Here is a 12,362-nt window from a genome sequence, read left to right as displayed (position 1 = left end):
CCGACTCAAGCAGTTTCATCATTCAAATTAATTGTCTCTGAAAGCCTTTGATTCAAATCACCTGTGTTTCTTCTAATCAAAGAAAGCTGACAAGAAATAATAAATAGAATCATCCCGAAGTGGGCTCCGGCAAAATTGCGCTGGAAATCAGAACAGCCCCGGTACTCAAATATTGGGAAAAGCGTGTAGGCCAACCATATTCCTCCGGTCATCGATAAGACAACAGCAAGTGATAGCAGGGATATAGATAAGACTGGTTGTGAATGCCAGCGTTGGTAAAGCCCTTCGCCAAGTCTCTTTAGCCAAAAAAGGCTAAGCGGAATAGTGAAAATGAAAGCCGGAAACATTATGCGTGTTTCTCTGGTGTACGAAAAGAAAAATCCAATTGCCAGAGTGACAGGCACTGCAAAGAGAGAGCTTTTTAGCAGAAATCGTTCCGTTTCCGTTTTCGATTTGCTCCATTGAGTTATTACACTCACACACCAGACATACCAAAGCGCGCCATGTGCGACAAAGGCAGAAAACAATGTGTCGCTGGTGCGGAGAGGAGAGGCAAAATTGAAATTTGCCAATTTGAGCCGGTTTGGATCCTGTGGCCGCCAGACAGCGGCATAGTAGCTTCCAAAAATTAAGATAGGCGCAGCAAGGAGCATCAATCGCTTTAACGGCGGTTCGTCTCGAGTGAGATAAAGAATCCCGCCTGCAAAGACCGGGTAGAAAAAAAGAGTTTGTTCTCGCGCGAAACATCCGAGGGTGAAGAATCCGACCGCATATATCGCTCGCTTTCCAGCCAGCGCAATTCCAGTGAGAGTTAGAAACAAATATGCCCAAAAATCATCCCAGGTATGGATAGGTTCTGAATGAGCGAGGAAGACTGGCAGCGCGGTCATAAGGAGTACCAATCCAATGAGTGACCAATCTCGAGTATTTTTTAATTGTCTTAGAAAAACATAGAATGCCAGACCGAAAAAAAATGCGAGTGTGTACTGAAGAACAAGAAACGACTCTTTTATCGACAGAGGAGTGAGATTGTGGATAATCAATGTCGAATATGAAGTCAGCGGTCTAACTGCAAATGGTGCCCATCCGAGGTGCAGGTCTAATTTAGCCTGCCAGGTTTTTTCGCTTTGATTAAAAGTGGTGCCGCCGGTAGAATGCTCAAGCACAGATAAAGCCAATATCGCCATAATTACAGCGATTGGAAAGGCATATTCTCGCCATTCGATTTTCCTATTTATGAACCTCTCCATGGATAAAGGATATATAGCAGAATTTGGTACGTAAAACAACTGATAGACATTGCTTGTTATAGTAAAGAGCCAGTGTAGCAGTGGGAGAATTGATGATAGAAAATCAAATCTCGACGAGTGTTTAACTGTCCATCTTGCTTGCTTTTGTAGCGGCCTTCTATTATGTTTTTGCTCTAAATACGGAGAAATGCACTATGTTTGACAATACATTTTTAAAAAAACTTAAAGAGCGGCTCACAATATGGGATAAAACTGCCGCCAAAAGCCGATCTCAGAAATCGGTTCCTCGTTTCTTCACCGTTTCAGGTGTCGATATCGATGAACTCTACACCCCGGCCAATTTGAAACAAGCCGACAGCGAAGACTATTTCTGGAGGAATATCGGCCTGCCCGGCGAATTCCCCTACACTCGCGGAGTTCATCACACCCTCTACCGAACCAGACTTTGGACGATGCGTCAATTTGCAGGAATGGGAACGCCACGGCAAACAAATGAGCGCTTCAAATATATCCTTGAACAGGGAGGCGGCGGACTATCGACCGCTTTTGATCTGCCCACCCTGATGGGCTACGACTCCGATCATCCGCGCTCTCTCGGCGAGGTCGGCAAATGCGGAGTGGCCGTTGACACGCTTGCGGATATGGAGATAATCTTCGATGGCATCGATTTAAGCAAGGTCTCGACTTCGATGACTATCAACTCGCCAGCTTCGATGATTTTGGCCATGTACTTTGCAGTCGCTGAGAAAAAAGGGGTACCGCTCAACCAAGTCCGCGGCACGCTTCAAAATGACATTCTCAAAGAATATATCGCGCAAAAGGAATATATTTTCCCGCCGGTTCCTTCGGTGCGACTCATCACCGATATGATGGACTACTGCACAAAGCATGTTCCGCAGTGGAATACGATCTCAATCTCCGGCTATCATATTCGCGAGGCAGGCTCGACTGCTGTGCAGGAACTGGCCTTCACACTTGCCGATGGCTTTTGTTATATCGAATCGGCGATAGCTGCCGGTCAGAATATCGACGATTTCGCGCCGCGACTTTCGTTCTTCTTTAATTCGCACTCTGACTTCTTTGAAGAAATCTGCAAATATCGCGCGGCACGCCGCATCTATGCCAAACGTATGCGGGATAAGTACGGCGCAAAAGACCCCAAAAGCTGGCTTATGCGTTTTCACACCCAAACGGCCGGATGCTCGCTGACAGCGCAACAGCCAGAAAATAATATTACACGTACTGCTATTCAGGCTCTTGCCGGTGTTTTAGGCGGCACACAATCCTTGCACACGAATTCAATGGATGAGACGCTCGCGTTACCATCGGAAAAAGCCGCGCTCATCGCGCTTCGCACCCAGCAGGTCATTGCCTATGAAACCGGTGTGGCGAATACGGTCGACCCGCTGGGCGGGTCGTATTTTGTCGAGGCTCTTACCGATAAGATGGAAGCCGAAGCCGAGGAATATTTCGCTGAGATAGACCGTCGCGGAGGTGTGATTGCTTGTATAGAAGACGGATACTTCCAGCGCGAACTGGCGAAATCGGCTTATCAGCACCAGAGGGAACTTGAGAGCAAAGAGCGAATAATAGTCGGCGTCAATGAGTTCATTATGGAAGATGAGAAGATAGATATCCCTGTGCTGAAAATTGACCGTTCGGTCGAACCGGGTCAGATTGCCTTCCTGCAAAAAATCAAAGCCCAGCGCAACAACGGCGCGGTTCAGGTGGCTCTCGATAATCTCGACAAAATCGCCAGAGGAAACGGCAACACATTCGAAGCGCTTATGGTGTGCGCGAAAGAATATGCCACAGTGGGCGAGATGTGCGATGTGCTTCGCGCGTCATGGGGTGAATGGGTCGAGAGCCAAGCGGCGATGCAGGTGTCATGAGAATAATCCTACTACCGAGGAATAATGCCTAAAAAAATACGAGTGCTGCTTGCCAAGCCCGGACTTGACGGCCATGACCGGGGAATCAAAGTTATTGCCGCCGCCTTTCGCGATGCCGGCATGGAAGTTATATACACGGGACTTCGCCAGACACCCGAAATGATTGTCGATGCCGCGGTGCAGGAAGATGTCGATGCTGTCGGCGTTTCGATTCTCTCCGGCGCCCACATGACACTCTTTCCGGCAATTCTCGATGAACTAAAAAAACGCGGGGCAACGGATATCATGCTTTTCGGCGGTGGAATTATTCCCGACGACGACAAGGCCGAACTTGAAAAAATGGGTGTCGCGAAAATCTTCACCCCCGGCGCCCCGACTGAGGAAGCTATTCAGTTTTTGCGGCGCGCCATCGAAAATAAATCATCAGACGAAAAGATTATGTAATTTTTCACAAGGATAGAAACAGTGGACACAACTCTCGAAGAAAAAATTGTCACTCCGTCGGTATCGGAAAATCGCAAGCATCCGTTTAATGTCGACCCCAAACAACAGGCGGTGCGCGATGAAGTGCGCACATTCGCGCTTGAGCATATGGTGCCGGTCTCGGAATATTGGGATCGTCTCCCCGAGCCGCGTCCGTTTCCGTTTGAACTGTATCGGAAGATGGGACAGGCCGGATTTATCGGTTATGCCATGCCCAAACAATACGGTGGCCGCGGACTCTCACACCTTGAGTACATCACCCTCACCGAGGAACTCAGTTACTGGGATGCGGCGTTGGGGCTACTCACCAATGTCGCTGAGCTTGCAACGTATCCGATTTTGAATTTTGCTTCCGAGGATGTAAAAGCCCGCTTTGTCCCTGAATGCATCAATGGAAAGCGCGTGGCCGCTTTTGTTTTAACCGAACCGCAGGCCGGTTCCGATGCCGCCAATCAGGCGACGGTCGCAGTTGAAGACGGCGATGGGTACATAGTCAATGGCGAGAAGATTTTTATCATGCATGGTGATGTTGCCGACACCGCAGTCTTATTCTGCCGAATTGAAGGCAAACCAAAAGTCTCCGCTTTTGTCGTTGAAACCGACCAGCCCGGGTGGGAAAAGAGGATTCTCAAAAACAAAATGGGTATGCGGGCCGCTACAACAGGCGGAATAGTTCTCAAAAATGTTCGCATCAAAAAAGAAAATCTCATCGGCGAATACGGACGCGGGTTCCGTTATGCTCTGGCTACTCTCGACAGCGCGCGAATTGGCGTGGCCGCACAGGGGGTAGGACTTTCACAGAGAGCGCTCGATGAATCGGTCGCTTACGCCAAAAAACGGCAGGCATTCGGCCAGCCTATCGCAAAACTTCAGGCAATTCAATGGATGATCGCTGACATGTCGGTGCGGCTTGAGGCTGCGCGTTGTCTGACATATAAAGCCGTGACGTTGCAAGATACAGGACAGCCGTATAGTCTCGAAGCCGCACAGGCAAAGCTGTATGCCACAGAGGCCGCCCGTTTTTGCTGTGACCGCGCGATGCAGATTCATGGCGGTTATGGCTATATCGGCGAATTCTCGCCTATCGAAAAAATGTACCGCGACCAGCGCGTATTGGAAATCTACGAAGGGACTTCGGAAATCCAGCGTCTGGTCATTGCCGGTCATGTCATTGGTGGCCGATGAAATTTGGACGGTTCGAAATCCGTTCGTTTGTAGAGCAGAAATTCCGTCTCGATGGCGGACTGATGTTCGGGGTGATTCCCAAGACTTTGTGGAATCGTTTGTTGCCCGCCGATGAAAATAATCTTATCCCAATGCTCAATAATATTTTTGTTCTGAACGCTCACGGCAAGACCATGATTTTTGATGCCGGTTTAGGCGACACGTTGAGCAACAGGGAGAAGAAGATTTATGGCACTGATGGCATCTCAAATCTTGATGCCGGGCTGGCGTCGTTCGGTTACAAGCCCGAAGACATCGACTATGTGATTTTAACACACCTGCATACCGACCACTGCGGGGGGGCGGTCAAGTTTGACGCGAACGGCAAATATGTGCCGCGTTTCCCTAAGGCCAAATATATTGTCTCAAAAACAGAGTGGGAGGCGGCGTTGCATTCCGATGAGCGTACCTCGGCGGTGTATATCCCTGAACGACTCTATCCACTTAAAGAATCCGGCCAGCTCGAACTGATCGAGCCCGATTGTGAATTATTTCAAGGCATTCGAGCCATTCACACTGGCGGCCACTCAGTTGGGCATTTTGGAATAGAGATGGAATCTGAAGGTCGCAAAGTATTTTATTACGCCGATATTTTTCCATCTTCGCATCATATGCGTTTGCCATTTGTTCCTGCAACCGATGTCTTCCCGCTGACTTCGCTCAATGTCAAACGCCAACTCCTGCCACGGATTATACAGGAGCAGGTCATTGTCGCCTATGACCATGAAATAGCCTTTCCGTTCGGACGGGTGTTCGAGCGCGAAGGTAAAATTGTTGTCGAGCCGGTTCTGGATACATCGACAGCCAAAACGTCTCCAGTCAAAACCGTTCATTAGGATTTTCAAATATAATGTCCATCGAAGACAAACTCAACCATCTTGAAGCTATGCGCCGCGAGGCAAAACTTGGCGGCGGCCAAAAACGGATAGATGATCAGCACAAAAAAGGAAAACTGACAGCGCGTGAACGGGTTGACCTGCTGGTCGATCCGAATTCTTTCGAAGAGTTTGATATGTTTGCGACGCATAGGTCGACAGATTTTGGGCTGGACAAACAGGTCTTTCTCGGCGATGGCGTGGTCACCGGATGTGCCAAAATAAATGGCCGTCAGGTGTTTTTATTTTCGCAGGATTTTACTGTCCTTGGCGGCTCACTTTCTGAGGCTCATGCCGAGAAAATCTGCAAGATTATGGATATGGCGATGAAAGTCGGTGCGCCTATTATCGGACTCAATGATTCCGGCGGCGCGCGCATCCAGGAGGGTGTCGTATCGCTCGGCGCCTATGCCGATATATTTTTGCGCAACACTCTGGCCTCAGGGGTTGTGCCGCAGATTTCGCTTATCCTTGGCCCATGCGCCGGCGGGGCGGTATATAGTCCGGCAATTACTGATTTTGTGCTCATGACCAAAGGGACCTCGTACATGTTTGTAACCGGCCCCAATGTGGTTAAAACTGTCACCCATGAAGTGGTAACCTCTGAAGAACTCGGCGGCGCGATGGTGCATGCCAGCAAATCTGGCGTCTCACATTTTGCCTGTGAAAACGAAGCCGATGCCATTTCAAAAGTCCGACGACTCATGGAGTATCTGCCGCAGAACAACTGCGAGGACGCGCCCTTTACTCCTAATGGGGACCCGTTGGAGCGCGAGGAAAATTCGCTCAATACAATCATTCCGACAAACCCCAACCAGCCCTATGACATCAAAGATGTCATCAGTGCCATTGTTGATGTTGGCACTTTCTTTGAGGTACATGAGGAATTCGCGCAAAATATTGTTGTCGGATTTTCACGGATAGGCGGCCGGTCAATCGGGATAGTTGCCAACCAACCGGCGGTCATGGCTGGTGTTCTCGATATTAATTCCTCGACCAAAGGGGCGCGCTTTATTCGATTTTGCGATGCCTTCAATATCCCGTTGCTCACATTCGAGGATGTGCCGGGATTCATGCCCGGTGTCGATCAGGAGCATGGCGGTATTATCCGCAACGGCGCAAAACTGCTCTATGCCTACTGCGAGGCGACAGTGCCGAAAGTCACAGTCATCACGCGCAAAGCGTACGGCGGGGCATACGATGTTATGAGTTCCAAACATATCCGCGGTGATATCAGCTACGCCTGGCCGTCAGCGGAGATTGCGGTGATGGGACCAAAAGGTGCAGTGGAGATTATTTTTAAAAAGGAACTCTCGGAGTCAAAAGATATTGAGAGCGCGACTAAACAGAAGGAAGACGAGTATCGCGAGAAATTTGCCAATCCGTTTATTGCCGCGGCGCGCGGATATGTGGATGATATAATTGAGCCGAAATCGACTCGACTGCGGCTCATTCGGGCGTTTGAGATGCTTGAGACAAAGAAAGATTCAAATCCAGCGAAAAAGCACGGGAATATTCCGCTGTAGGGGTAATGAATGGCAATTCCAACTTATGATGCATTGATTTTACCATTGCTGAAACATTATGGCGATGGAAAGGAAAAGCTCCTTGTGGAAGTTGGTAATATTCTTGCTCAACAATTCACGCTTTCCCCGGAGGAAATGATTCAAAGGTTGCCGAGTGGGTTTGAATCTATCTTCCGTAACAGGGTTGGTTGGGCGCGGACCTATCTTAAGAAGGCTGGATTGATTGACAGGGTATCGAAAGGAGTCTTTAAGATAACTGAACGAGGAACTAACGTCTTACGAGAAAATCCATCGTCGATTGACAGGAAATATCTTATGCGTTTTGAAGAGTTTCAAGTTTTTCAAGCGATTAAAGGTCCGCCCAGCAAGAAGAAAAGGCTGGAAGACATTACAAAAGGTAACAGTGATACTATCTCTCAGACGCCCGAAGAGTTAATCAATTCAGGAATCAAGGAAATCAATGATGCATTGGTCGTCGAAGTGTTAGATCGAGTGAAGAAATCGTCTCCCGAGTTTTTTGAGCAACTCATTGTCGATTTACTGATCAAGATGGGTTACGGAGGTACTCAGGCTGACGCTGGCAGAAGAATTGGCCGCTCAGGAGATGGTGGAATAGACGGAGTAATCCAACAAGACAAACTCGGTCTTGATGAAATCTTTTTGCAAGCGAAGAGATGGGAAAATGTTGTTGGTCGACCAATCATTCAAGGATTTGTGGGAAGTCTTGAAGGAAAAAAGGCCCATAGAGGCGTTTTGATAACAACGTCTTCTTTTACAAAAGATGCCGAACAATACGTAGAGACTATTAACAAGAGAGTTGTGTTGATTGGAGGTAACCAGCTTGCGCTCCTTATGTTGCGTTATAATATAGGAATTGCTACAAAAGAAACATATGAGCTTAAGAAGATTGATGAGGACTATTTTTCGCAAGAATAACTCAGAATGATAAAGCAGATCCAAAAAATCCTTATCGCCAATCGAGGCGAAATTGCTGTCCGCATAGCGAGAGCCTGCCGCGAACTCGGTATTCGCTCAGTTGCCGTCTACTCCGATGCCGACAAAACCGCCTACCATGTCCGTATGTGCGATGAAGCCTACCATATCGGCGAATCGCCGTCCGCAAAGAGCTACCTTGTCCAGGACAATATCATCAGAGCGGCCAAAGCCTCTAAAGCCGAAGCCGTCCATCCCGGCTATGGATTCCTGTCAGAGAACGCGATATTTGCAAAACGATGCACCGATGAAGGGCTCATTTTCATTGGGCCGCGCCCCGAGACAATAACTGTGCTCGGAGATAAGATCGAGGCTCGCGCGATGGCGGTTGCGGCACGGCTTCCGGTAGTGCCGGGGACAACAATCGATGAAAAAGATATTTCGAAAGCCAAAGAGTTTGCCGTGAAAATAGGCTTCCCGGTGCTCATCAAAGCGGCGGCTGGCGGTGGCGGAAAAGGGATGCGTGTGGTCGACGCACTCGATCAGTTTGACGAGTCATTAAAATCGGCGAGCAGCGAAGCCAAATCGGCCTTCGGCGATGGACGGGTGTTTATTGAAAAGTATCTGCTTCAACCGCGACACATAGAAATCCAAATCCTCTGCGACACACATGGCAACTATCTGCACTTGAACGAACGTGAATGCTCGATCCAGCGCCGACACCAGAAAGTTATAGAGGAGTCCCCATCGCCGGTGATGACGGAGGAACTTCGCCATAAGATGGGACAAGCGGCGGTCGATATTGCCAAACGCGCGAAGTATGTCGGGGCAGGAACCGTGGAGTTTCTTGTCGACAAAGACGGGTCGTTTTATTTTCTCGAAGTCAACACCCGCCTGCAGGTCGAACATCCGGTGACAGAAATGATAACAGGGCTTGATCTGGTAAAAGAACAGATCGCCATCGCTGAAGGGAAGAAGCTTGGCTTTGCGCAGAATGATGTCACAATTAACGGCCACGCAATCGAGCTTCGGATTTATGCTGAAGACCCGGATGAAGGATTTGCACCATCCACTGGAGTATTGAAGAACTATCGACCTCCAGCCGGGCCGGGTGTGCGGGTCGATGCCGGAGTTGTAATATTTTCTGAAATCCCAATTTTCTATGATCCCATGATTGCAAAACTTGTGGTCTGGGGCAAAAACCGCTTAGAGGCAATAGCCCGGGCACAACGGGCATTGGATGAATATCGGATTTCAGGAGTGAAGACGACAATCGGCTTTCATAAGACGGTGCTGGCGCATCCGCGTTTTCTGGCCGGCGATTTTTCCACTCGATTTCTCTCTGAAGAATATCCTGACAACAGATATAGCCCATACGACGCCGATCTTGCGGAAAAAGCCGCAATCGCCTCCTCTCTTGATAAGTTTCTGAGCGATAGAAGAATTTCTGTCGGCGCTGGTAACGGACATTCGAAAGAACAGTCGCTTTCGCCTTGGACAGCTGTCCATCGCAAAAACTCGCTCAAACAGTTTAGGGGAAGCCGCTGATGCCTCGCTATACGGTAACAATTGACGAGCACGAATTCGATATTCATCTGGACTTTGCGACTGGCAATAGTGGAAAACTTCAGGCGACAGTCAATGGAAGAAATTGTCTGGTCGAGAGCTATCCGCTCGGAACAAGACAAAGCGGCGAGAGTAGAATGCTCATGCTTGTAGACAATCACACGGCGGAAGTCGATGTGAGGAACAGCGAGACCTACGGCGAAAAGTCTGTTTTGATTTCAGGCATTGAGATTCCGGTGACGATCGAGGATTATTCGTTGGCACAAATGCGAAAAACCGCTGGGACAACTTTGGGTCATGCTGTCGAAACGACTCTCAAAGCGCCTATGCCCGGAATGGTTTTACACATCAAAGTTTCGCCCGGCGACAAAATTAAAAAAGGGGAGACGCTGGTTGTAATTGAAGCCATGAAAATGGAAAACAGCATTAAAGCCAAAGCCGATGGGACGGTGAAATCCATCCATATCGAAACCGGACGGTCTGTCGAAAAAGGAGACAGATTGGTGGAGTTCATTTGATGGCCGAGCGCGAAATGAAAACGACTTCAGGCATTGTGATTCCGCGAGTCGTCGAAGAAGACAATGCCCCCCGAAATAAATCGAGGCAGGACGCACCGGGGGAATATCCTTACACACGAGGGATCTATTCCGATATGTATCGCGGCAAGATATGGACGATGCGCCAATATGCCGGTTATGGCAGCGCGACTGAAACAAATCGACGATTCAAATATCTTCTGGAGCGCGGCCAGACCGGACTTTCGGTAGCCTTTGACCTTGCTACGCAAATAGGCTATGACTCCGATCATCGCATGGCGCGCGGTGAAGTCGGACGCACGGGTGTGGCCATTGACTCGCTTCACGATATGGAAACGCTCTTCGACGGCATCCCGCTCGATAAAGTTTCAACCTCGATGACTATCAACGCCACCGCGGTTATCCTCTATGCGATGTATATCGCGGTTGGCAAAAAACAAGGGGTGAGACCTGATCAATTGACCGGCACGGTGCAAAATGACATTCTCAAAGAGTTTATCGCCCGCGGGACTTATATTTTTCCGCCAAAGCCGTCAATGCGCGTAATCACCGATATCTTTGCTTTTGCAGAAAAACAGACACCCCGATATAACACAGTATCCATTTCCGGCTATCATATTCGAGAGGCCGGATCGACCGCTGCACAGGAAGTTGCTTTTACATTATCAAATGCCATTGCCTATGTCGATGCCGCACTTGAAGCGGGCTTGACGATAGATTCATTCGCCCCGCGTCTGTCCTTTTTCTTCGTAGCCTACAATGACCTTTTTGAAGAAGTAGCAAAATTCCGCGCGGCCCGGAGACTCTGGGCGAAGATTGTCAAAGAAAAGTACGGCGCAAAAGACGAACGCTCGCTGCTGCTTCGCTTTCACACCCAAACCGGCGGCTCGACATTGACCGCCCAACAGCCGGAGAATAATATCATTCGCACAACCGTGCAGGCACTTGCCGCGACTCTTGGCGGGACGCAATCCTTGCACACGAATGCTTTCGATGAAGCGCTGGGACTGCCGACCGAAAAGTCGGCCGAAATCGCTCTTCGCACTCAGCAGATTTTGGCCAATGAGTCCGGTGTCGCAAATTCCGCCGATCCGCTTGGCGGGTCGTATTTTGTTGAATATCTTACTGACGAACTTGAAAAGAAGATTACCGAAATTATGGAACATATTAGAAAACTGGGCGGGTCGGTGCAGTGTGTCGAAAACGGATATTTCAAAAATGAAATTGCCAAATCTGCCTATGAGTATCAAAAAAATATCGAATCAGAGCAGATGATCGTTGTGGGTGTCAATCGTTACCGTCAGGAGAAAGTGGAAATTCCAGTAGTGTTAAAGATTGACCCGGAATCGGAACGCCGCCAAATTGAGGCGTTGATAAAGCTGAAGGCTTCCCGAGATTCTTCGGCGGTTACAAAGAGTTTGGCGTTGGTAAAGGAATCCGCAGTGAAAAATGACAATATCGTCCCATCGGTGCTGGCCGCTGTCGAGAATTACTGCACCGTGGGCGAGATTTCCGATACGTTGCGAAATACTTGGGGAGAATATCATGACAATAGATAGGCGCGTCAGATTTTCACTTATTTTGGCTTGCGCAGGTCTAATCACTGGTTGCAGCGACAAAAGCGAGAAACAGGAAGATCAGGCGAATGCGGATTCGTCACTATCCGACAAAGAGCAAATTCAGGCGACTTTTACCGAAGCTATCGAAAGGCTGAGGTACAATGATAAGAGCGTGCTCTTTGATAATGAGTTTGAATACATACAGGAGCATTTCACGCTCGACGATTATATTGCTTTCCCGCAGATCGTTTCGGCTGAAGCCGATTCGACTGACTCAATGGTCGTTAGCGATGTAACAATCTATGGTCGTGATTCAGCCGATGTTTCAATAGTGGTTGTGATGAAAGGTCCGTCCGGGAATATTACGCGTTTTCCGACTGTTAATCGAGTCTATCATCACCGTGGACGTTGGATTCAACCAACGGTCGGTACAATTGATGGTCAGCTTAAATATGATTCGCTCCAGTATGCCTCCGATTCGGCCGCAGAGGCTGAAGAAGACGAAGATTTGTAACCTA

11 protein-coding genes are annotated in these 12,362 nt (G+C 48.8%); 10 read left to right on the top strand and 1 reads right to left on the bottom strand.

Translation table 11 applies throughout. The features are described from left to right. Positions 1 to 5 precede the first annotated feature (5 nt). On the bottom strand, positions 6 to 1,250 hold the full coding sequence (locus tag SGI97_03465) for a hypothetical protein (protein MDZ4722952.1): 1,245 nt from the start codon (positions 1,248 to 1,250) through the stop codon (positions 6 to 8). Positions 1,251 to 1,444: 194 nt separating this feature from the next. Here SGI97_03465 and SGI97_03460 point away from each other — a divergent pair, with 194 nt between their 5' ends. From SGI97_03460 to SGI97_03415, 10 genes are read left to right on the top strand one after another with little or no spacing between them, the layout of a single operon-like run. Continuing rightward, a complete protein-coding gene (locus SGI97_03460; GenBank protein MDZ4722951.1) occupies positions 1,445 to 3,142 on the top strand; it encodes a methylmalonyl-CoA mutase family protein in 1,698 nt (565 codons plus the stop codon). A 24-nt stretch (positions 3,143 to 3,166) separates the two neighbouring features. Further along, entirely contained in the window at positions 3,167 to 3,586 is a 420-nt protein-coding gene (locus tag SGI97_03455; protein MDZ4722950.1) for a cobalamin B12-binding domain-containing protein, read from the top strand. 21 nt (positions 3,587 to 3,607) lie between these two features. Continuing rightward, positions 3,608 to 4,810: an acyl-CoA dehydrogenase family protein gene (locus tag SGI97_03450; GenBank protein MDZ4722949.1), complete on the top strand. Its 1,203-nt coding sequence runs from the start codon at positions 3,608 to 3,610 to the stop codon at positions 4,808 to 4,810. Continuing rightward, on the top strand, positions 4,807 to 5,685 hold the full coding sequence (locus SGI97_03445; GenBank protein ID MDZ4722948.1) for an MBL fold metallo-hydrolase: 879 nt from the start codon (positions 4,807 to 4,809) through the stop codon (positions 5,683 to 5,685). The genes SGI97_03450 and SGI97_03445 overlap by 4 nt, the downstream gene beginning before the upstream one ends. A gap of 14 nt (positions 5,686 to 5,699) precedes the next feature. After that, positions 5,700 to 7,250: an acyl-CoA carboxylase subunit beta gene (locus tag SGI97_03440; protein MDZ4722947.1), complete on the top strand. Its 1,551-nt coding sequence runs from the start codon at positions 5,700 to 5,702 to the stop codon at positions 7,248 to 7,250. Positions 7,251 to 7,259: 9 nt separating this feature from the next. Beyond that, a complete protein-coding gene (locus SGI97_03435) occupies positions 7,260 to 8,186 on the top strand; it encodes a restriction endonuclease (GenBank protein ID MDZ4722946.1) in 927 nt (308 codons plus the stop codon). A 6-nt stretch (positions 8,187 to 8,192) separates the two neighbouring features. Continuing rightward, entirely contained in the window at positions 8,193 to 9,731 is a 1,539-nt protein-coding gene (accC, locus tag SGI97_03430; protein ID MDZ4722945.1) for an acetyl-CoA carboxylase biotin carboxylase subunit, read from the top strand. Beyond that, positions 9,731 to 10,267, top strand: a complete 537-nt coding sequence (locus tag SGI97_03425; protein MDZ4722944.1) for an acetyl-CoA carboxylase biotin carboxyl carrier protein subunit — start codon at positions 9,731 to 9,733, stop codon at positions 10,265 to 10,267. The genes accC and SGI97_03425 overlap by 1 nt, the downstream gene beginning before the upstream one ends. Next, positions 10,267 to 11,844 carry a methylmalonyl-CoA mutase family protein gene (locus SGI97_03420; GenBank protein ID MDZ4722943.1) on the top strand — a complete coding sequence of 526 codons (1,578 nt, stop codon included), beginning with the start codon at positions 10,267 to 10,269 and terminating at the stop codon, positions 11,842 to 11,844. Before SGI97_03425 ends, SGI97_03420 begins: the two co-directional genes overlap by 1 nt. Beyond that, a complete protein-coding gene (locus tag SGI97_03415; protein MDZ4722942.1) occupies positions 11,831 to 12,358 on the top strand; it encodes a hypothetical protein in 528 nt (175 codons plus the stop codon). The genes SGI97_03420 and SGI97_03415 overlap by 14 nt, the downstream gene beginning before the upstream one ends. Positions 12,359 to 12,362: the final 4 nt, after the last annotated feature.

The organism is Candidatus Zixiibacteriota bacterium (assembly GCA_034439475.1).
In the GTDB taxonomy this organism is placed as follows: Bacteria; Zixibacteria; MSB-5A5; order GN15; family FEB-12; genus JAWXAN01.
This window is presented reverse-complemented; position numbering and strand designations above follow the sequence as displayed.